Below are 19593 nucleotides of genomic sequence, written 5' to 3'. Positions count from 1 at the left end.
GGGGCTGCCGCCCCCTCGTCGCGGGCCCTCCGGCCCGCGTCTCACCCCTGCGGATATTTCCGCATGAAAGAGGGGTTACCCTTCGATTTTGCCGAAATCCGCGATGAGGGCACCGGCCGCGCGGATCTGCGACAGCAGGTTCAGCCGGTTGCGGCGCACGGTCTGGTTTTCCGTGTTGATCTGGACCGCCTCGAAGAAGGCATCGATCGGCGCGCGCAGCCCTGCAATGGCCGCCATTGCGGCGGGGAAATCCTCGGCTTTGACGGCGGCTTTGATCGCGGGTTCGGCGGTGGAGAGGGCTGCGAACAGTGCGCGCTCCTGATCGGTTTCGGCGAATTTCGGATCGGCACCGAAGCTGTATTCGACCCCGTCCTTCGCTTCGGCCTGAGCGAGGATATTGCTGGCGCGTTTGATCCCCTGCAGCAGGTTCGGGCCGTCCTCGGTCTTCATGAAGTCCGACAGCGCGGTCGCGCGGTTCACCAGCAGGACGAGATCGTCGTTGCCCTCCATCGCGATGGCGGCGTCGATGATGTCGTGGCGGATGCCTTGGTCCTTGAGGAAGACTTTCAGGCGGTCGTGGAAGAAGGTGAGGAGGTCGGCGGTATCCGCTCCGGCATAGGCTTTGCCCGTCACCGGCAGAAGCTCTGCCCGCACCCCGTTCCCCAGCACCAACCGGATTACGCCCAGCGCAGCACGGCGCAGGGCAAAGGGGTCTTTCGAGCCGGTGGGCTTTTCGTCGATGGCCCAGAAGCCGGTCAGCGTGTCGAGCTTGTCGGCCAAGGCCACCGCGACCGAGACCGGTGCGGAGGGCACATCATCGGACGGCCCGAGCGGCGAATAGTGGTCGCGGGCAGCATCGGCGACATCGGCGGAATGTCCTGCCTCCAGAGCGTAATAGCGGCCCATCGTGCCTTGCAGCTCGGGGAATTCGCCGACCATGGCGGAGCGCAGGTCGAGTTTGGCGATTTTCGCGGCTTCCTCGGCCTTGGCGGGATCGGCACCGACCAGAGGCGCGATCTCGCGCGCAAGCGCCGCGATGCGGGCGATGCGGTCGGACTGGCTGCCGAGCTTGCTTTGGAAAGTGACGCTTTCAAGCCCCTTTTCCCAGTCCTTCATGCCCGATTTCGCCTCGCGCAGGTCGAGGTCCCAGAAGAAGGCCGCATCCGACAGGCGGGCGGCCAGCACTTTCTGGTTGCCGTGCAGGATGGTTTCGCCGTGATCGGCGGTCTCGATATTGGCGACGGTGACGAAGCCCTCGATCCGGCCGGTCTTGGGGTTCTTGGCAGAAAAGAACTTCTGGTGCTCTTTCATCGAGGTCTGGAGAACCTCGGGCGGCAGGGCGAGGAAACGCTCTTCGATGGCACCCATCAGCGGAACGGGCCATTCGACCAGACCCGCGACTTCGGACAGCAGGCCGTCGTCGGGCACGATCTCCCAACCGCGGGCGAAGGCGAGATTGGCGGCCTCCTGTCGGATGGCGGCTTCGCGTTCGGCGCTATCGAGCATGACTTTGGCGCGGCGCAGTTTGGCGGCGTAATCGTCGAAACCGGTGACCGAGAATGCATCGGGGGCCATGAAGCGGTGGCCGCGGGTGGTGTCGCCCGAGGCGATGCCCTCGACCTCCAGCGGCACGATTTGCGCGCCGGCCTCGTCGGTCAGGATACAGATGATCGAATGGAGCGGGCGGACCCAGCGCAGATTGCCCGAGCCCCAGCGCATGGATTTCGCCCAAGGGAAGTTGCGGATCGTGGCTTCGAGGACCTCGGCGACGATTTCCGCCGCCGGACGGCCCGCCTTGGTGATCGTGGCGAACCAGACCTGGCCTTTTTTGTCGTCGCGCGCCTCGAGCTGGTCCTTGCTCAGACCGGTCGAGCGCAGGAAGCCGTCAAGCGCCGCATCGGGGGCATCGGTGCGCGGGCCCTTGCGTTCCTCGCGCGTGGTCGGGCTTTGGGCGGACAGGCCCTCGACCGTCAGGGTCAGGCGGCGGGGCGTCGAAAAGCTGCCGGCCGAAGCATAGGTCAGGCCGGCCTCGACCAGACCATCGGTCACGAGCTTCTTCAGATCCTCGCGGGCGCGGCCCTGAAGACGGGCGGGGATTTCTTCCGAAAAGAGTTCAATCAGCAGATCAGACATCACTCGATGGTCCTTTTCTCTTCGGCTTCTTCATTGGCCTGACGCCATTCATAGGCGCGGCCGTCGGGATAGACGGCGATCACGGCGTCGATCTTGGGCGCGATGTTTTTCTGGACGAGATGGGCGGTGGCGCGGCCTGCCTCGAGATCCTCGGTGATCGCGCCGTAATCGAAGCAATCGAACCAACCGGGCGCACCAAGCGGCGTCGCCGCCGGATAGGGGGCGACGGTTTGGGCGGTCGCCGCATCGGTGGTGAAACAGGCACGGTGCCCGATCGGGGTCGAGACGGAATAGATGCCTTTGTAGTCGCGCACCGGCAGGCTGACCGCCTGCCTGTCCACGCCCGGCGCGCTCAGGCTTTGGGGCGCGTCGGCTGCGGGGACTTCGCGGTAGTAGTGATAGACCTGCAGGTAATAGAGGCCCGGACCGGCGATGATCAGCGCCAGAATAAAGAAGATCGCGAGGATTTTGCCGTTCATCACAGGGCCTCGCCGGTTGCGGCGGGCGTCGTCGCGAAAAGATCGGCGCAGCGTTTGGCAAGCGCGCGGACGCGGCCGATATAGGCCTGACGCTCGGTCACCGAGATCACGCCGCGCGCATCCAACAGGTTGAAGAGGTGGCTTGCCTTGATGCACTGGTCATAGGCGGGCAAGGCCATCGGGATCTTGCGGCCCGCGCTGTCGGTCTCGTCGGCATCCAGAATGGCGTTGCATTCCTTTTCGGCATCCTCGAAGTGGCGGAAGAGCAGCTCGGTATCGGCCTGATCGAAGTTGAAGCGCGAATATTCGCGCTCCGCCTGCATGAAGACATCGCCATAGGTCAGCGGAATGGCCGAGGCCGGATCGTTGAAGGGCATGTCCATGACATGCTCGATCCCCAGCACATACATCGCGAGGCGCTCGAGACCATAGGTCAGCTCGCCCGAGACGGGGCGGCAGTCGTGACCACCGACCTGCTGGAAATAGGTGAACTGGCTGACTTCCATGCCGTCGCACCAGACTTCCCAGCCCAGACCCCAGGCACCCAGCGTCGGGCTTTCCCAGTCGTCCTCGACAAAGCGGACGTCGTGAATCATCGGATCAAGCCCGATTGCCTTGAGGCTGCCGAGATAAAGCTCCTGCAGATTCGGCGGGCTCGGTTTGATGATGACCTGATATTGATAATAATGCTGGAGGCGGTTCGGGTTTTCCCCGTAGCGGCCATCCGTCGGGCGGCGCGAGGGCTGCACATAGGCGGCGGCCCAGGGCTTTTGCCCCAGCGAGCGCAGGGTGGTGGCCGGATGGAACGTTCCCGCTCCGACCTCCATGTCATAGGGTTGCAGGACAGCACAGCCCTGCAAGGCCCAGTAGTTCTGGAGTCGCAGGATAATCTCCTGGAAGCTCTTGGGCCGGTCGGGGCTGGTCATCGGCGCATCCTTTGGCATAACTGGCACGAATGTCTGTCGCCTTCTATAAAGAGGGCAGAGCAGGGTCAATCAGAGGGGCGAATTCATGCGGCGCTTTGCCATGATAATCGGAACAGCCATGCCACTTCTCATGGCGACAGGCGCTTTTGCCGAAGACGTGGTCATCCGGATCGAGGCGAAACGCGGCGAGGCAGCCGCCAAGACCGCCGCCGAAAGCTGGGCCGCGAGCTTGCCCGATGTGGTGACCTTCAACCTGAGCGACGGCTGGGTCGGGATCGCGCTTGGCCCGATGCCGCGTGAAACCGCCGAACCGCGCCTCGAGACGCTGAAATCCGAAAACAAGGTCCCCGCCGACAGCTTCATCGCCGCAGCCGAAGGCCGCAGCCTGACGCCGGTGGCCGCAGCAGCAGCAGCCGCTGACGCAAATGGCGCAGAAACAGGCCCCGCGCCGGATGCTGCGGCAGCGGCACAAGTAACGCCCGCCGCCGGGGCCCCTGCGGCCGCGGCAACGCCCGCCGCGCCCGAAGCGGTCGCCGCACCCGAGCCGGTGGTGGCCCCTGCCCCGCCCGAGGGCTTTTACATCCGCGTCGAAACCCTTGGCGACCGCGCCAAAGCCGATACGGCATTGTCGAAATGGCGCGAGTCCCTGCCCGAGGCGGGTCTGTGGCAGCTCAAGAACGGCCGCTTCACCGTCGCGATCGGCCCCGCCCCCGAGGCGACCGCCCGTGCATGGCTGACGGCTTTCCGCAATGCCGAAACCGTCTCCAAGGATGCTTTCGTCTCCGACATCAGCGAGATGGGGACCGAAACGGTTGCGGGAAGCGCGCCCGAACTTGGCGCTCCGGCAGCCGAAGGCACGCCCGAGATTGCCATGCCCGAGCTGGCCGACGTCCAGCGCGCCCTGCGTTGGAGCGGCCATTACGACGGCGCGATCGACGGCAAGGACGGCCCCAAGACCCGCCTTGCCATCGCGCAGGAAGTCGTTGCGTTGCGCGGCCATCCCGAGCCCGCGGCCGCCATGCAGGCCCTGATCGAGCGCCGCATCGCATGGCGCGCAGAGATGGGGCTGGCCGATCTGCAGGATGCACCCACCGGTCTGCAACTGCCCGCGCCGATGGACCGGCTCCAATATGACCGCGCCGAACGCGCTCTGTCGATTTACGGGCCCAAAGACGGCTCGGGCGCGGCGCTGATCCTGTTCTCGCAACCGGGCGGGCGTCAGGAAATGCTGGATCTGACCGGCCTCGTGACCGCTTTGGGCTGGGTGCCCGCGCCCGAACGCGCGATCACCGCCAATTCCGCGATCCTCAAGGGCCGGAACGACACCCATATCGGCTATGCCGAAGCCCATGTGATCGACGGTCATGCACAAGGTTTCGTGCTGATCTGGCCGGCTTCGGACGCGGAAAACCAGCACCGCATCGCGATCGAGATCGCCGATACGATCACCCGCTTCGCGCCCGCCGGAAACGAGGCGCTGCTGTCGCCCGCTCAGACTCCGGACGCTGCCGCTGCTACTGGCGCCAAAAGCGCGGATGAAACAGCACCAGCACCGACAGAAGCTCGAGCCGGCCAAGAAACATCCCCGTAATCATCAGCCATTTGGCCGTGGTCGGCAGCTGGTCGACCGCGCCATTGGCGCTGATCTCGGGGCCCCAGACCGGCCCGATATTGGCGATCATCGCCCAGGCGCCGGTCAGCGCCGTGCGCGGATGCAGCCCCGTCAGCGCCAAAGCCACGATCAGCAAGCCGAAAGCCAGCATGAAGGTCGTGAAAAACGCCATGACCGAACCCACGACATCGCGGTCGAGCGGCCTGCCCTCGAGCATCAGCGGAAAGACGCGATGGGGCGAGTGCATGCGCCGGATCTGCGCGCGGATCGCCTGCAGCAGCACGAGATAGCGGAAGACCTTGATCGAACAGGCGGTCGAGCCGGTACAGCCGCCGATCAGCCCCATGATGATCAGGATCGCGAAGGGGAAATGGCCCCATTGCGTGACATCGCTCGAACCGAATCCCGTGCCGGAAGTCAGCGTCACCACGTTGAAAATCGTCTCGCGGATGACATGGAACGGGTTCTCCGCCTGAAGCCATGCCAGCCGGTAAAGCACGATCACCGCGATTGCATAGAACATCCAGCGCAGGAAGGCGCGAACCTGCGCGTCGCGCCAGAGCGGCATCGCATCGCCGCGCACCAGCTGCACCATGCGCAGGAACGGCAAAGCCGCGAGGATGGTGAAAAAGGATGCCGCCAGCTGCGGTGCGCCGGGATAGGCCCCGAAACTCGCGTCGCGGTTGGAAAAGCCGCCGGTCGAACAGGTGGTCAGCGCGTGGAAGATCGCGTCGAATCCGTCCATGCCGAGAATGATGAACGTGACCACGCAGGCACCCGTCATGAAGATATAGACGAGCGTCGTCTCCATCGCGATATCGAAGGCGCGGGGCAGGATCTTGCCCAAAGTATCGAAGCCCTCCGAGCGGAAGAACTGCATGCCGCCGACCTTCATCACCGGCAAAAAGATCATCGCGACGACGATGATACCCAAGCCGCCGAGCCATTGCAGCAGCGCGCGCCACAGATGCGTGCCCTTGGGCAGGCTGTCGAGCGAGGGGAAGGCCGTCGTGCCCGTCGTGCTCATGCCCGACATCGATTCGAAAAACGCATCCGTCAGCCCGACATGGGGCGCACCGATCACGAAGGGCAAAGCGCCGAAGGCCGGCAGCACGATCCACAATCCCGAGGTCAGCACGAAGGCCTGCTGCATGGTCAGCGACTGGTCGTTGGTGCGCGTCGCCAGCGTGATCAAAGCGCCCAGAATCACGCAGATCAGCCCCGATTGAAAGAAACTCTGCCAATTCGGATCGCCGTGATAGAGGTCGACAAACATCGGCAAAGCCATCGCCGCCCCCAGCGTGACAACCAGCTTTCCGATCGTATTGGCGACGGGGCGAATATCTATCATGCTGCCTGCTTGACGCGACACAGCCGCATCGTCAAGCGACTGGCGCTTGCCCATGAAGAGACTGGCGCTTGCGCGAGGCGCATCAGCACCTTATAGGAGGTCGGACGCGGGTGTAGCTCAATGGTAGAGCAGCAGCCTTCCAAGCTGAATACGTGGGTTCGATTCCCATCACCCGCTCCAGATTTTCCGGCCTTCCGCGCCGGTCGAGCATCCGGATCCGCCGGTCAAAAACGGGCGGATCATGGAACGGGCACCCGCTTCGAGGTGTTCTCCTGGCTGGGAAAGCCGAAAGGACATCCATGACGCCGCGTGCCAAGAAACGTCTCTCTTTCTACCTGCTGATCGGCCTGACGCTTTACGCGTCGATCTTTGGCGCGGCGTAACGGGGTCTCGTCATGGCAAAGCGCTTCGGTGGCAAATATTCGCCCGATTCCCGCAACGACGACCGCGACCGCGATTTCCGCGGCAGCGATCCTCGCGACCTGCCGCGTCCCTCGCCGCGCGAAGGGCACCACCCGCTCGAATCGCGCACGGTCTGGATCACGGCAGCAGCCACCCCCCTGCTGATCGGAGCCTTCTTTCAGGAGCCGCTCGGCCTTGCGACCAGCCTTGCCGGTTTCGGCATTCTGGCATCGGGCATGTGGATGACGCGCGAGGGTCTCAAGGCCGAGGCCGCCTATGACGCGCGCCGCGTCGCGCGCCGCCCCTCGATCCCGCGCAAGCTTTTCGGCGGCATCCTCACCGGCCTCGGCCTTGCGGTCGGCTCTTTCGAGCCGGGCAGCGCCGCGACTGCCGGTGCGGGGATCATCGGCGTGGCAGGCGCGATCCTGCATTGGCTGAGCTTCGGCTCGGACCCGATGAGCGACAAGGGCATGGAAGGGATCGACAGCTTCCAGCAAGACCGCGTTGCCCGCATCGTTGCAGAGGGCGAGGATTACCTGCGCGCGATGCGCGACGCGATCCTGCGCACCGGCGACCGCCGCCTCGAGGCCCGTGTCCACATGTTCGGTGCGACCGCCCGCGAACTCTTCAAGCAGATCGAGGAAAATCCCGGCGAGATCTCGAATGCGCGGCGCTATCTCGGCGTCTATCTGATGGGGGCGCGCGACGCGACGGTGAAATTCGCCGATCTCTACACCCAGACCCGCGACCCCAAGGCGCGCGAGGATTACGAAACGCTTCTGGCCGATCTCGAGACCAATTTCGCCGCCCGCACCCGCCAGATGATCGAGGGTAGCCGCACCAATCTCGATATCGAGATGCAGGTTCTGCGCGACCGCCTTGCGCGCGAGGGCATCCGCACTGAAGGCGGCCCCGCCGACAGCGCCGAGCCGCCTGCGCTCGACTTCCGTTCGCAGGATGTGCCGGGCAATCTCGTCATGCCGAACAAGGATCGCGACCGCGAGCCGCGCTGACCCCAGCACCAACAGGACCATCTCTCCAAATGCCGCGTTACGCGCTCAAGATCGAATATGACGGCCTGCCCTTCGCGGGCTGGCAGGCACAGGCCGCACATGCCAGCGTACAGGGCCAGATCGAGGCCGCCTTGGCCCGCCTCGATCCGGGCTTTGCCGCAGGCGCCCGGATAGCCGCTGCGGGGCGCACCGATGCCGGCGTCCACGCCATGGGTCAGGTCGCCCATGCCGATCTCGCCGCGGATTGGGAGCCCTTCCGGCTGTCACAGGCCCTCAACTGGCATCTCAAGCCCGATCCGATCGCGATCACCGCCGCAGCCCGCGTCACCGAGGATTTCCACGCGCGTTTCTCGGCCGTGGGGCGGAAGTATCTGTTCCGGCTGGTGGCGCGGCGCGCGCCCGTCACCCATGAACGCGGCAAAGTCTGGCAGGTGCTCAACCCGCTTGACGCAGAGGCAATGCGCGCGGGCGCGGCCCATCTGATCGGCAAACACGACTTCACAACCTTCCGCTCGACCATGTGTCAGGCGGCCAGTCCGGTGAAATCCATCGACCGGATCGAGATCACCGAGATCGCCCTGCCCTCGGGCCGCGAATACCAGTTCCGCCTCGAGGCGCGGTCATTTCTGCACAATCAGGTGCGCTCGATCGTCGGTACGCTCGAACGGGTGGGTGCAGGAAGCTGGCACCCCGATCAGGTCGCGACCGCGCTGGCTGCACGCGACCGCGCGGCATGCGGGCCGGTCTGCCCGCCGCAGGGGCTGTATCTGATGGGAGCGGTCTATCCCGAAGATCCCTTTGATCCTGCCCGCAATGCGGGCGGCGCGGATCAGGTCTTTGCCGATTGACGATGCCGAGCCGCGCAGCGAACAGCTTCTGATGTCGGGATGGCGGAAGGGAAGTGACCGTCTGTGACGGGACGCCCGCAGGCAAGAAAAAAGGGCTGAAATCAGCCCGCTTTGTTCTCGCCCGTCTTGGTGGTTGTCTTGGCGTTCGCCGCCTGCTTCTTTCCCGCTTTCGAGGCTGCCTTGCTACGCTCGGCCGCGGCTTTCATCGAACGGCGGCAGGGACCGCGACCCTCCCAATTGGGAAGAATCACCGTCATCACCGTATTCATGATGATCCACAAATCGACGCGCAGACGGGCGCGGCGCAGATAGATCATGTCGATGCGCAGTTTGGTGGGCAGGCAGCGGCGGTAATAGGCCTCTTCGGTGGCCTCCGCCGTCTGGCAGCGCGCCATGATCCCGTCCTCGTGGGCGTGGTAGATCATGGTGGCAAGGCCGGTCACGCCCGGACGGTTGCGCAGGACCTGCGCATATTGGACGGGGAAACGCTCGACGAATTCGCGCAGCGGCGGGCGCGGACCGACAAAGCTCATATCGCCCTTCAAGATATTGAAAAGCTGGGGCAATTCGTCGATACGGGTGCGGCGCAGAAAGCGGCCGACCTTGGTGATACGCCAGTTTTTATGTGCACCTGTCGCGCCCGAATCGGTTTCCTCGAGCAGCATGGTGCGGAATTTCAGAAGATCGAAGGATTGCCCGGGCGCACGCATGCGCGGCGCGACGTAAAGGATCGGGCGACCCTGCATGACCAGCAGGACCACAGCGACGATTGCCATGACGAAAGACAGCGGAATCAGCAGGATAAGCGCGAAGACCACGTCAAACGCACGTTTGCGGAAGGTCATCCCGCCTTTCTCGTTGCCGCCAACCCAATCGAGATCGACACTTTTCAGTGGCGTTACCGTCTGGCTTCCGGCCCGATCCCAATCGTGCTGAATAGTCACGTCATCCCTCGGTACAGGTGTCGCTTGTCGACAAAACCGCGGTAACACACCACCCAATAAAAGCAAATGATTGGAAACATGATTAACGCGAGTCCTTGAACGACCGTGTCCTTTCGGCCAGTCTTTGCTCAACCGATACCAAAAACGAGGCACGGATGCGCAAACTTCTGGTGGTGCTGGACGATACGCGCGAATGCCTCAACGCGATCCGCTTTGCGGCGATGCGTGCGGCCAAGACCAATGGCGGGGTGCAGGTCCTCGCGGTGATACCTGCGGGCGAGATCCAGCATGGCATGGGCGTGGCCGATGTGATGCGCGCCGAGGCCTATGAACGGATCGCCGCCCATTTCGAGGTTTTCGCCAAATGGATGCGCGACCGCCCCGGCGTCGATCCCGAGCTGGTGGTGCGCGAGGGTGATCCCGCGACCGAGTTGCTGGCGCAGATCTCGGCCGATCCCGAAATCGGCGTCGTGGTGCTTGCCGCCTCGAGCGAGAGCTCGGGACCGGGCCCGCTGATCACGCGGCTTTTGCGCGAAATTCCGACCCTGCCCTGCCCCGTGACCATCGTGCCGGGCGACATAAGCCGCGAGCGGCTCGAACAGATCACCTGAGGGCGCGTCCGGTGCCGCAATGCCCCGCCGCATGGCGGTCGGAGGCAGCAAAAGGCGGCACAACCCGCGCTTGCGGCAAAAGGGGCCATTTTACCCGTCCGGCGCTTGACTTGAGGCCCCCGAGATCCCCATATCTTGGCGAAAGGAGCCGCCATGTTCATCCAGACCGAAACCACCCCGAACCCCGCCACGCTGAAGTTTCTTCCGGGCGAGACCGTTCTTGGTCAGGGTACCGCAGATTTCCCCACGGCCGAGGCCGCAGCGACCAGCCCGCTGGCGCGCCGCATTTTCGCCATCAACGGCGTTGCCGGCGTTTTTCTCGGCTCGGATTTCATCACCGTCACCAAGAATGATTCGGTGGTCTGGGACCATCTGAAACCTTCCGTTCTGGGCGCCGTGATGGAGCATTTCCAATCGGGTGCCGCAGCGATCGAAGGCAGTGCCGCAACCGGCGGCCATTCCGCCCATGACGGCCCCGACGGCGAGATCGTCGAGCAGATCAAGGAACTCCTCGACACGCGCGTCCGCCCCGCGGTGGCGCAGGATGGCGGCGACATCACCTTCCACGGCTTCGACCGCGGCGTTGTCTATCTGCACATGCAGGGCGCTTGCGCCGGTTGCCCCTCCTCGACCCTGACGCTGAAAATGGGGATCGAGAACCTGCTGCGCCATTATATCCCCGAAGTGACAGAGGTTCGTCCCGTTGGCTGATTACGCTCTGGGCTTCGACACATCGGCCGCGCATTGCGCGGCCGCTTTGATATGCGGCGACAAGGTCGTGGTCTCGCGCCATGTCGACATGGCGCGCGGTCAGGCGGAGCATCTTCTGCCCCTGCTGCAAGAAGTGCTCGACGAGGCCGGTCTGAAGTGGACCGACCTTTCCGTGCTCGGCGTCGGCACCGGACCGGGCAATTTCACCGGCATCCGCATTGCCGTAGCGGCCGCGCGCGGCCTTGCGCTCGCCCTCAACATTCCCGCGATCGGCATCGGCGCCTGCGAGGCCCGTGCATGGGGGCAGCGTCGCCCCTGCCGCATCGTGATCCCCGCCCGCGCGGGCGAGGTCATCTGGCAGGACTTCGGCCCCCAAGGCCCGCTGAGCGATCCTGCCTCGACCCCCGCCGATCTTTTGCCCGACGGCCCTGCCGAGGCGCATCACACGGCCATTGCCGAAGGCGTCGCCCATCTGGCGCTCTCGCGTCTGGGCACCGAGCAGCCGCGCCCCGCACCGATCTATCTGCGCCCCGCCGATGCCGCGCCAGCCCGCGATTCGGGCCCGCTCATCTTGTCGTGACGCAGGTTGTCGCAACGCAGGATCCGACGGGACAGCCGTCGGGGCAGCCCACCGCCCACGGAAACGGCATCCGCGAAGGCCTGAGCGGGGTCGATATGGCCGCGCTCGCGCTGATCCATGCGCGCTCTTTTCCCGCCCATCCCCGTCCTTGGTCCCAAGCCGAAATCGAAAGCATCCTGCAATCGGCGGGATGCTTCTTGCTGACCCGTCCGGACGGTTTCCTGATCGGCCGCGCCATTGCCGGAGAGGCGGAGCTTCTGACCCTTGCCGTCGCCCCCGAAATGCGGCGCGGCGGCAGCGGCACGGCCCTGCTCGGCGCCTTTCATGCCGAGGCAAGAAGCCGCGCCGCCGAGCGCGCCTTTCTCGAGGTCGCATCGGACAATCTCGCGGCGCAGGCCCTTTACGCCAAGGCAGGCTGGGTGAAAGCGGGCCGGCGGCGCAACTATTACGCGGCGGGAATTGACGCCCTGATCCTCGAGCACCTGCTCGACGCGCCATAATCCCTGTTGACGCCGTGTGGCGCCTGCGCCCAAATTCAGACTAATGGCGCGGAATCATCCGCTTTTTGTCTGCCTTTCTGAATGAGGTCCCCATGTCTTTGATGAAGTCTCTGCTGGCCGGCGCGGCCGCATTGTGCCTCTCGCCAGTCGTTGCTTCGGCCGATCCGGCCCTGATTTTCGATCTCGGCGGGAAGTTCGACAAATCCTTCAACGAGGCCGCCTATCGCGGTGCCGAACAATGGAAGGCCGAGACCGGCGGCAGCTATAAAGAGCTGGAAATGCAGTCCGAGGCCCAGCGCGAACAGGCGCTCCGCCGCCTTGCCGAAACCGGCGCGAACCCGATCGTGATGACCGGCTTCGCCTTTGGCGAGGTCCTGACCAAGATCGCGCCCGACTATCCCGAAACCAAATTCGTCATCATCGACACCGTGGTCGAACAGCCCAACGTCCAGTCGGTGATCTTTGCCGAGCCCGAAGGCAGCTATCTCGCCGGCGTTCTGGCGGCCATGGCATCGAAAACCGGCACGGTCGGCTTTATCGGCGGCATGGACGTCCCCCTGATCCACAAATTCGAATGTGGCTATGCGCAGGGCGTCAAAGCGACCAATCCCGACGCCAAAGTCCTGATCAACTATACCGGCACCACCCCTGCGGCCTGGAACGATCCGGTCAAGGGCGGCGAGCTTGCGAAGGCGCAGAAATCGCAAGGCGCGGACGTGATCTATGCGGCTGCGGGCGGCACCGGCATCGGCGTGCTTCAGGCTGCTGCGGACGAGGGCATCCTCTCGATCGGCGTCGACAGCAACCAGAACTTCATGCATCCGGGCAAAATGCTGACCTCGATGGTCAAGCGCGTCGACAATTCGGTCTACGACGCTTTCAAGGCCGGCGCGGAGGTCGAGCCGGGCATCCGCGTGATGGATCTGAAATCGGACGGCGTTTCGCTGGCGATGGACGAATTCAACGCCCCGCTGATCACCCCCGAAATGACCGCTGCGATCGAAAAGGTCACGGCCGAGATCACCAGCGGCGCGATCACGCCCCATGACTACATGACCGACAACACCTGTCCGGTGCAGTAATGACCGGCCCTGCCGAAACCGGCCCGACACATCCCGCAACAGCGGGGCAGGCCTCGGCAGGGCTGCAACCGGCTCCGGGCGGGGCTGGCGACTATGCCATCGAACTGCGCGGGATCTCGAAATCCTTCGGTCCCGTTCATGCCAACAAGGGGATCGACCTGCGCGTGCCGCGCGGGACGATCCACGGCATCATCGGCGAAAACGGCGCTGGGAAATCGACCCTGATGTCGATCCTCTACGGATTTTACCGCCCCGATTCCGGCGAAATCCTGATCAACGGCGAACCGATCACCATTTCCGACAGCCAGACCGCGATCCGCGCCGGCATCGGCATGGTCTTCCAGCACTTCAAACTGGTCCAGAATTTCACCGTTCTCGAGAACATCATCCTCGGCGCGGAGGACGGCCGCCTGTTGCGCCCCTCGCTCGGCCGCGCGCGCCGCGAGCTGAAACGGCTGGCGCAGGAATACGAGCTGCAGGTCGATCCCGACGCTCTGATCCAGGAGCTCTCGGTCGGGCACCAACAGCGCGTGGAGATCCTCAAGGCGCTGTATCGTCAGGCCGATATCCTCATCCTCGACGAGCCGACCGGCGTGCTGACCCCCGCCGAGGCCGATCATCTTTTCCGCATCCTCGAAGGTCTGCGCAAAGAGGGGAAAACCATCATCCTCATCACCCACAAGCTGCGCGAGATCATGTCGGTCACCGACAATGTCTCGGTCATGCGGCGCGGGCAGATGGTGGCTTCGGTCAAGACCGCCGAAACCAGCCCCGAAGAGCTGGCCGAGCTGATGGTCGGACGCAAGGTTTTGCTCAATGTCGCGAAAACGCCGGCCAAACCCGGCGCGCCGATCCTCGAAGTGCGCAACCTCGCCATGACCGACCGCGACGGCGTGGAGCGTCTGCGCGGCGTCAGTTTCACCATTCATGCCGGCGAGGTTCTGGGCTTTGCGGGCGTCAGCGGCAACGGCCAGACCCAGCTGCTCGAAATCCTCGGCGGATATCCCGAACTGGGCGCAAAGATCACGGGCGAGATCCTGATCAACGGCACCCCCCTGCCCCTGAGCGGCCATGCCGCCAATGCGCGCGAACGCCGCCGCGCCCATATCGGCCATGTCCCCGAGGATCGCCAGATCCAGGGGCTGATCATGGATTTTTCGGCTTGGGAGAACGTCGCTTTCGGCTATCAGGACGCGCCCGAGTTCAACGCGGGGCTTTTGATGGACAACAAGGCGATCCGCGCCGATGCCGAAGCCAAGATCGCGCGTTTCGACGTCCGCCCCCCCGATGCAGATCTTGCCGCCAAGAATTTCTCGGGCGGGAACCAGCAAAAAATCGTCGTCGCCCGCGAGATCGAGCGCAATCCCGATCTGTTGCTCGTCGGCCAGCCGACGCGGGGGGTGGATATCGGCGCGATCGAATTCATCCACAAACGCATTATCGAGCTGCGCGACATGGGCAAAGCCGTGCTTCTGGTCTCGGTCGAGCTGGACGAGATCCGCGCGCTTTCCGACCGCATCGCCGTGATGTTCGACGGAAGCATCATGGGCGAGCGCGACCCGCAAAAGACCAGCTCGACCGATCTCGGCTGCCTCATGGCGGGGCTTGATCCTGCCGATCCGGCCAATGCCGCCCTGCTGCCCGCCGCATTGCGTGCCGCGAACGGTGCCGCCCAACCTTCCTCCGGAGACCGCCCCTGATGGAGAAAATGCCGAAATGGGCGGATGTCGTCCTGACTCCGCTTTTGTCTCTTTTGCTTGCCTTCATCATCTCGGGGCTGGTCATCCTCGCGATCGGGGAAAACCCGTGGGAGGCGCTCAAGGTCATGGTGACGGGCGCGCTCGGCTCCAGCTACGGCTGGGGGTTTACGTTGTATTACGCGACGAATTTCATTTTCACCGGCCTTGCGGTCGCGGTCGCCTATCACGCGGGGCTGTTCAATATCGGGGGCGAGGGCCAGGCGACGCTTGGCGGTCTGGGCGTGGCTTTGGCCTGCCTCTATCTGCCTTGGCCGCATTGGTCGCTGGCGCTGGTCGGTGCGGCGCTGGCAGGGGCGGCTTTCGGCGCGCTCTGGGCGCTGATCCCCGCATGGCTTCAGGCCAAACGCGGCAGCCATATCGTGATCACGACGATCATGTTCAACTTCATCGCCGCCGCGCTTTTGAACTACCTGCTGGTGAACAAGCTGCGTCCCTTGGGCAGCATGGACCCCGCCACGCCGCGTTTTCCCGAAAGCGTGCATCTGCCTTCGATCAGCGAAATCCTCGCCGGTCTCGGACTTGATTGGGGCGAGCATACCCCCGCCAACGTCACGCTGATCATCGCGCTTGCCGCCTGTGTGGCGGTCTGGTTCCTGATCTGGCGTACGCGGCTCGGCTACGAGATCCGCGCCTTCGGAAAATCCGAGCCTGCCGCGCTTTACGCCGGTATCTCGCCGGTGCGCATCACCATTGTCGCCATGCTGATCTCGGGCGGTCTGGCCGGTCTGATGGCCACCAACAACGTCATGGGCGAGGCGGAACGTCTGGTCATGAACTCGGTCGAAGGGGCCGGCTTCATCGGCATCGCCGTGGCGCTGATGGGCCGCAACCACCCGTTCGGCGTCCTGCTGGCCGCGCTTTTGTTCGGTTTTCTTTATCAGGGCGGCGGCGAGCTGGCGCTGTGGACCTCGATCCCGCGCGAGCTGATCACCGTCATTCAGGCCCTCGTGATCCTGTTCACCGGCGCTTTGGACAATATGGTGCGCATACCGCTCGAACGGCTGTTCGCGGCCGGCCGCAAAGGGAAGGCCGAGTGATGGATTTCAACACGCTTCTTCAGATCCTCGACAGCGCCATCCGCCTGATGACGCCTCTGCTTTTCGCCTGCCTTGCGGGGCTTTATTCGGAGCGCGCGGGGGTCTTCGACATCGGACTGGAAGGCAAGATGCTGATGGCGGCCTTCGTCTCCGCCTCGGTCGCTTATGCCACCGGCAGCGCTTGGCTGGGGCTGGTCGCGGGGGTTTCGGGCGCGCTTGCCATGGCGCTGATCCACGGCGCGGCCTCGATCACATTCCGCGGCAACCAGCTGATTTCGGGGGTGGCGATCAACTTCCTCGCCTCGGGGCTGACGGTGCTCTTGGGGCAAAGGATCTTCGGGCTCGGCGGACGCACCCCCTCGCTCGAAGGCGCGGCGCGGTTTCGCGAGATCACCCTGCCCTTCGCCGACCGGCTGCGCGATGTGCCGGTGGTGGGGCGCATCTATGCCGACCTGATCTCGGGCCATACGATCCTTGTCTATATCGCCTTTCTCTGCGTCCCCGCGACCGCTTGGCTGCTTTACCGCACGCGCTTCGGCCTGCGCCTGCGCGCGGTGGGCGAGAACCCCGCATCCGTCGATACCGCCGGCGTTTCGGTCACGCGGATGCGCTATGGCGCGGTGATCATCTGCGGCATTCTCTGCGGGCTTGCCGGTGCCTATCTCTCGACCGCGCTTTCGGCCGGTTTCGTGCGCGAGATGACCGCCGGTCGCGGCTACATCGCGCTCGCCGCTCTGATTTTCGCGAAATGGCGGCCGTGGTACGCTTTGTTCGCAACCTTCCTGTTCGGCCTGATGGAGGCCGTCGCCAACCGCTTCCCCGATCTCGTGCTGGGGCCGGTCACCGTGCCTTCGATGTTCATGAACGCGCTGCCCTATATCCTGACCGTGATCATCCTTGCGGGCTTTGTCGGCCGCGCCATTCCGCCCCGCGCCGGAGGAGAGCCCTATGTCAAAGAGCGTTGAGCTTGCCCGCCTGATCCGCGACCGAGCGGGCGACGAGCCGCCCGAATACGGGTTGGTGCTTGGTTCGGGTCTCGGCCATCTCGCGCAGGCGGTCGAGGGCGTGGCGATCCCCTATTCGGCACTGGCGGGCTTCCCCCATGCGGGCGTCTCGGGCCATGTGCCGCAGCTCGTGATCGGCACGCTTGAGGGCCGCCGCGTCGCGGTTTTCGCCGGCCGCGCGCATTACTATGAAAGCGGACGCGCCGATGCGATGCGTCTGCCGCTCGAGGTGCTGAAGGCACTTGGCTGCACCAAACTGCTGCTGACCAATGCGGCGGGATCACTGCGCGACGACATGCAGCCCGGCTCGGTCATGCTGCTGTCCGACCATATCGCCTTCGCCGGCACCAACCCGTTGATCGGCGAAACGACCGAGGCGCGTTTCGTGCCGATGACCACGGCCCATGACCCTGAAATCCGCGCGGGTCTTGCCGCATCAGCCAGGGCCGAGGGCGTGGATCTGCCCGAAGGAGTCTATTGCTGGTTCTCGGGGCCTTCCTTCGAGACGCCCGCCGAAATCCGCGCCGCGCGCGTTCTCGGCGCGGATGCGGTCGGCATGTCGACCGTACCCGAAATCATTCTGGGCCGCTTTCTCGGGCTGCGCTGCGCCGCCATTTCCGTCGTGACCAATATGGGCGCGGGGCTGAGCGACGAGGCGATCAGCCACGACCACACCAAAGCCATGGCCCCGATCGGTGCCGCGAAACTGGAGAAAATCCTGCGCCGTTTCCTGCGCGACGGGCTTTAGACGGCTTCGCCGTTCCGGTCGCCCCTTAGCTCAGGACCGCCGAGCCATCGCGGCCAAAGCCGCCTCGACCGCATCCGTCGCCGCATCGAGATCGCCGAGGCCCCCGAGCGCGACCGTCGCGCCCCTGCCCTCGTCATGGCGCGCGCGGTGGCTGTTGTAGCGCGGATCGTAATGGTCGCGCATCAGCCCCAAAGCGAGGCTCTCCCAATCCTGCGCATCGATCCTTTCGAACCAATCGCCGATCCGCGCGGCAGGATGGAGCGGCCTCAACCTCTCGATGATCGCAGCCAGTTGCGCGGGATCGGCGGCGATATCGCCGTAGCCCCGCGCGATGTAACGCGCACGCTCGTCGACCGGCACGTCGAGATGCAGACGCGGCGCCGTGATCAGCGCCTTCCAGACCGAGCGCGGCACCGAAAGATCGCCCACACGCGAGCTTTCGGCCTCCATCAGCACCGGCCGCGCCGGATCGAGGCTTTCGAGCGCTGCCGCCAGACGCCCCTCGAACATCTTCTGCGAGGGCTGCCCGCCCGCAAGACCGCCGAACAGGCTGCCGCGATGATGCGCCAGACCTTCGAGGTCGATGACCTGATGGCCACGCAAAGCGAGGCGCTGGAGGATCTCCGTCTTGGCGCTGCCGGTATTGCCGTCGATGACCACCACGGGCGAGAGCACCGGCAGTTCGGCCACACGCCGCACGACCTGCGCGCGCCAGCTTTTGTAACCGCCCTCGATCTTTTCCGCGCGCCAGCCGATCTGGCTGAGGATCATCGCGAAAGAGCCCGAGCGCTGCCCGCCGCGCCAGCAGTAAACCAACGGCTTCCAGCCGCCCGGCTTGTCGGCCAGAGCGCCCGAAATATGGCGCGCCGCATTGGCCGCAACCAGCGCGCCGCCCAGTTTGCGGGCATCGAAAGGCGAGATTTGCTTGTAAATGGTTCCGACCTGCGCGCGCTGCTCGTCATCGAGCACGGGCAGGTTGATCGCGCCCGGTAGATGGTCCTCGGCGAATTCCGAGGGCGAGCGGACGTCGATAATCGTGTCGAACCCCGCCAGAGCGGGGTCCAGAACCTGATCGAGTTTCAAAGCCATAGCGGCCGGGCCGTTCCGGAATCAGTAAACGTAGACCGGCGTTCCCAGCGGGACCTGCTCGAACAGATCCATCACCGCCTCGTTGCGCATGCGGATGCAGCCGTTAGACACCGAACGCCCGATCGAATTCGGCTCGGTCGTGCCGTGGATGCGGATCGCGGTATCGTTGCCGCGCGCGTCATAGAGGTAAAGCGCACGCGCCCCGAGCGGGTTCTGCGGGCCGCCGGGCATGCCGTCCGACCATTTGGCATATTGGCCGGGGTTGCGCTTGATCATCGCCTGCGTGGGCGTCCAGCTCGGCCATTCGGTCTTGCGCCCGATGGTCGCCTTGCCGCGCCAGACCAGTTCGGCCTTGCCGACGGCGACGCCGTAGCGGACCGCGCGGCCCGGTGCGATGACGTGGTAGAGGAAGTAATCCTTGGAGACGACGACAATGCTGCCGACCTCGAAATCGGGACGGATCGCGACTTCCACCGGAGCATAGGGATCACGCGCAGGCGTCGGCGCGGCATTGGCGCGCGGCGCGGCGGGCAGGCCTTGCTGGGCAAAAACCAGCGACGGCGCGGCGATCAGCGAAGCGGAGAGCATCAAAATCTGGCGACGGTTCATGTCTTGTCCTGCAATCTCTTGTGGTCTTTCCTTTCGCCTATAGGCAAGTTTTGCCTGTTTCAACTCAAAGCAACGTGACGGAGCCCCTGGATGGTTGAAACGTTGCGCCGGTGTCACTAGCTTTAAGGCATCAGGTGGAATGACCATGACCAGA

General features: G+C 64.6%; 19 protein-coding genes and 1 tRNA gene. 13 read left to right on the top strand and 7 right to left on the bottom strand.

Annotation, left to right across the window (positions count from 1 at the left end):
* Nucleotides 1-75: 75 nt before the first annotated feature.
* The 3 genes from glyS to ACFFUC_RS18475 are packed head-to-tail and all read right to left on the bottom strand — an operon-like array spanning nucleotide 76 to nucleotide 3538.
* The gene (gene glyS / locus ACFFUC_RS18485; protein WP_377688395.1) at nucleotides 76-2133 is read right to left on the bottom strand and encodes a glycine--tRNA ligase subunit beta; all 2058 of its coding nucleotides are present in this window, start codon (nucleotides 2131-2133) and stop codon (nucleotides 76-78) included.
* Nucleotides 2133-2612, bottom strand: coding sequence for a DUF6446 family protein (locus ACFFUC_RS18480; RefSeq protein ID WP_377688394.1), 480 nt, complete (start codon nucleotides 2610-2612; stop codon nucleotides 2133-2135). Before ACFFUC_RS18480 ends, glyS begins: the two co-directional genes overlap by 1 nt.
* The gene (locus ACFFUC_RS18475; protein WP_377688393.1) at nucleotides 2612-3538 is read right to left on the bottom strand and encodes a glycine--tRNA ligase subunit alpha; all 927 of its coding nucleotides are present in this window, start codon (nucleotides 3536-3538) and stop codon (nucleotides 2612-2614) included. Before ACFFUC_RS18475 ends, ACFFUC_RS18480 begins: the two co-directional genes overlap by 1 nt.
* Nucleotides 3539-3656: 118 nt before the next feature.
* Between ACFFUC_RS18475 and ACFFUC_RS18470 the strand changes: the two genes are divergently transcribed.
* Nucleotides 3657-5129, top strand: a complete 1473-nt coding sequence (locus tag ACFFUC_RS18470; RefSeq protein ID WP_377688392.1) for a peptidoglycan-binding domain-containing protein — start codon at nucleotides 3657-3659, stop codon at nucleotides 5127-5129.
* Here ACFFUC_RS18470 and ACFFUC_RS18465 read toward each other — a convergent pair.
* On the bottom strand, nucleotides 5053-6501 hold the full coding sequence (locus ACFFUC_RS18465; RefSeq protein WP_377688391.1) for a TrkH family potassium uptake protein: 1449 nt from the start codon (nucleotides 6499-6501) through the stop codon (nucleotides 5053-5055). The genes ACFFUC_RS18470 and ACFFUC_RS18465 overlap by 77 nt on opposite strands.
* A 106-nt stretch (nucleotides 6502-6607) precedes the next feature.
* On the opposite strand from ACFFUC_RS18465, the gene ACFFUC_RS18460 reads away from it, so the two are divergent.
* From ACFFUC_RS18460 to truA, 3 genes are all read left to right on the top strand, one after another.
* Nucleotides 6608-6681: transfer RNA gene (locus ACFFUC_RS18460), tRNA-Gly, on the top strand.
* Nucleotides 6682-6896: 215 nt separating this feature from the next.
* Nucleotides 6897-7916, top strand: a complete 1020-nt coding sequence (locus tag ACFFUC_RS18455) for a 5-bromo-4-chloroindolyl phosphate hydrolysis family protein (protein WP_377688390.1) — start codon at nucleotides 6897-6899, stop codon at nucleotides 7914-7916.
* Between the two features lie 29 nt (nucleotides 7917-7945).
* Nucleotides 7946-8764, top strand: a complete 819-nt coding sequence (truA, locus tag ACFFUC_RS18450) for a tRNA pseudouridine(38-40) synthase TruA (protein ID WP_377688389.1) — start codon at nucleotides 7946-7948, stop codon at nucleotides 8762-8764.
* Nucleotides 8765-8865: 101 nt separating this feature from the next.
* On the opposite strand, the gene ACFFUC_RS18445 is transcribed toward truA, so the two are convergent.
* The gene (locus tag ACFFUC_RS18445; protein WP_377688388.1) at nucleotides 8866-9708 is read right to left on the bottom strand and encodes a sugar transferase; all 843 of its coding nucleotides are present in this window, start codon (nucleotides 9706-9708) and stop codon (nucleotides 8866-8868) included.
* A gap of 155 nt (nucleotides 9709-9863) precedes the next feature.
* Between ACFFUC_RS18445 and ACFFUC_RS18440 the strand changes: the two genes are divergently transcribed.
* From ACFFUC_RS18440 to ACFFUC_RS18400, 9 genes are all read left to right on the top strand, one after another.
* Nucleotides 9864-10319, top strand: coding sequence for a universal stress protein (locus ACFFUC_RS18440; protein ID WP_377688387.1), 456 nt, complete (start codon nucleotides 9864-9866; stop codon nucleotides 10317-10319).
* Between the two features lie 153 nt (nucleotides 10320-10472).
* The gene (locus ACFFUC_RS18435; protein WP_377688386.1) at nucleotides 10473-11030 is read left to right on the top strand and encodes a NifU family protein; all 558 of its coding nucleotides are present in this window, start codon (nucleotides 10473-10475) and stop codon (nucleotides 11028-11030) included.
* Nucleotides 11023-11610, top strand: coding sequence for a tRNA (adenosine(37)-N6)-threonylcarbamoyltransferase complex dimerization subunit type 1 TsaB (tsaB, locus tag ACFFUC_RS18430; protein WP_377688385.1), 588 nt, complete (start codon nucleotides 11023-11025; stop codon nucleotides 11608-11610). The genes ACFFUC_RS18435 and tsaB overlap by 8 nt, the downstream gene beginning before the upstream one ends.
* Nucleotides 11607-12110 carry a GNAT family N-acetyltransferase gene (locus tag ACFFUC_RS18425; protein ID WP_377688384.1) on the top strand — a complete coding sequence of 168 codons (504 nt, stop codon included), beginning with the start codon at nucleotides 11607-11609 and terminating at the stop codon, nucleotides 12108-12110. Before tsaB ends, ACFFUC_RS18425 begins: the two co-directional genes overlap by 4 nt.
* Before the next feature lie 92 nt (nucleotides 12111-12202).
* Nucleotides 12203-13192 carry a BMP family lipoprotein gene (locus tag ACFFUC_RS18420; RefSeq protein ID WP_377688383.1) on the top strand — a complete coding sequence of 330 codons (990 nt, stop codon included), beginning with the start codon at nucleotides 12203-12205 and terminating at the stop codon, nucleotides 13190-13192.
* A complete protein-coding gene (locus ACFFUC_RS18415) occupies nucleotides 13192-14892 on the top strand; it encodes an ABC transporter ATP-binding protein (RefSeq protein ID WP_377688382.1) in 1701 nt (566 codons plus the stop codon). Before ACFFUC_RS18420 ends, ACFFUC_RS18415 begins: the two co-directional genes overlap by 1 nt.
* Nucleotides 14892-15989 (top strand): ABC transporter permease, encoded by a 1098-nt coding sequence (locus tag ACFFUC_RS18410; protein WP_377688381.1) that lies wholly within the window; start codon nucleotides 14892-14894, stop codon nucleotides 15987-15989. Before ACFFUC_RS18415 ends, ACFFUC_RS18410 begins: the two co-directional genes overlap by 1 nt.
* Nucleotides 15989-16954, top strand: a complete 966-nt coding sequence (locus ACFFUC_RS18405) for an ABC transporter permease (protein WP_377688688.1) — start codon at nucleotides 15989-15991, stop codon at nucleotides 16952-16954. Before ACFFUC_RS18410 ends, ACFFUC_RS18405 begins: the two co-directional genes overlap by 1 nt.
* Nucleotides 16938-17741: a purine-nucleoside phosphorylase gene (locus ACFFUC_RS18400; RefSeq protein WP_377688380.1), complete on the top strand. Its 804-nt coding sequence runs from the start codon at nucleotides 16938-16940 to the stop codon at nucleotides 17739-17741. Before ACFFUC_RS18405 ends, ACFFUC_RS18400 begins: the two co-directional genes overlap by 17 nt.
* A gap of 30 nt (nucleotides 17742-17771) precedes the next feature.
* Here the strand turns inward: ACFFUC_RS18400 and mnmH are convergent, their stop codons facing one another.
* Both mnmH and ACFFUC_RS18390 read right to left on the bottom strand, forming a co-directional pair.
* Nucleotides 17772-18830 (bottom strand): tRNA 2-selenouridine(34) synthase MnmH, encoded by a 1059-nt coding sequence (gene mnmH, locus ACFFUC_RS18395; protein WP_377688379.1) that lies wholly within the window; start codon nucleotides 18828-18830, stop codon nucleotides 17772-17774.
* Nucleotides 18831-18851: 21 nt separating this feature from the next.
* Entirely contained in the window at nucleotides 18852-19439 is a 588-nt protein-coding gene (locus ACFFUC_RS18390; RefSeq protein WP_377688378.1) for a L,D-transpeptidase, read from the bottom strand.
* Nucleotides 19440-19593: the final 154 nt, after the last annotated feature.

It is taken from the genome of Paracoccus cavernae (assembly GCF_042430175.1).
GTDB lineage: Bacteria > Pseudomonadota > Alphaproteobacteria > Rhodobacterales > Rhodobacteraceae > Paracoccus > Paracoccus cavernae.
This window is presented reverse-complemented; position numbering and strand designations above follow the sequence as displayed.

Bases quoted from the DNA above. Each gene is read 5' to 3' on its own strand.
- glyS (WP_377688395.1), bottom strand. From the start codon at position 2,133: ATGTCTGATCTGCTGATTGAACTCTTTTCGGAAGAAATCCCCGCCCGT.
- ACFFUC_RS18480 (WP_377688394.1), bottom strand. From the start codon at position 2,612: ATGAACGGCAAAATCCTCGCGATCTTCTTTATTCTGGCGCTGATCATC.
- ACFFUC_RS18475 (WP_377688393.1), bottom strand. From the start codon at position 3,538: ATGACCAGCCCCGACCGGCCCAAGAGCTTCCAGGAGATTATCCTGCGA.
- ACFFUC_RS18470 (WP_377688392.1), top strand. From the start codon at position 3,657: ATGCCACTTCTCATGGCGACAGGCGCTTTTGCCGAAGACGTGGTCATC.
- ACFFUC_RS18465 (WP_377688391.1), bottom strand. From the start codon at position 6,501: ATGATAGATATTCGCCCCGTCGCCAATACGATCGGAAAGCTGGTTGTC.
- ACFFUC_RS18455 (WP_377688390.1), top strand. From the start codon at position 6,897: ATGGCAAAGCGCTTCGGTGGCAAATATTCGCCCGATTCCCGCAACGAC.
- truA (WP_377688389.1), top strand. From the start codon at position 7,946: ATGCCGCGTTACGCGCTCAAGATCGAATATGACGGCCTGCCCTTCGCG.
- ACFFUC_RS18440 (WP_377688387.1), top strand. From the start codon at position 9,864: ATGCGCAAACTTCTGGTGGTGCTGGACGATACGCGCGAATGCCTCAAC.
- ACFFUC_RS18435 (WP_377688386.1), top strand. From the start codon at position 10,473: ATGTTCATCCAGACCGAAACCACCCCGAACCCCGCCACGCTGAAGTTT.
- ACFFUC_RS18420 (WP_377688383.1), top strand. From the start codon at position 12,203: ATGTCTTTGATGAAGTCTCTGCTGGCCGGCGCGGCCGCATTGTGCCTC.
- ACFFUC_RS18415 (WP_377688382.1), top strand. From the start codon at position 13,192: ATGACCGGCCCTGCCGAAACCGGCCCGACACATCCCGCAACAGCGGGG.
- ACFFUC_RS18410 (WP_377688381.1), top strand. From the start codon at position 14,892: ATGGAGAAAATGCCGAAATGGGCGGATGTCGTCCTGACTCCGCTTTTG.
- ACFFUC_RS18405 (WP_377688688.1), top strand. From the start codon at position 15,989: ATGGATTTCAACACGCTTCTTCAGATCCTCGACAGCGCCATCCGCCTG.
- ACFFUC_RS18400 (WP_377688380.1), top strand. From the start codon at position 16,938: ATGTCAAAGAGCGTTGAGCTTGCCCGCCTGATCCGCGACCGAGCGGGC.
- mnmH (WP_377688379.1), bottom strand. From the start codon at position 18,830: ATGGCTTTGAAACTCGATCAGGTTCTGGACCCCGCTCTGGCGGGGTTC.
- ACFFUC_RS18390 (WP_377688378.1), bottom strand. From the start codon at position 19,439: ATGAACCGTCGCCAGATTTTGATGCTCTCCGCTTCGCTGATCGCCGCG.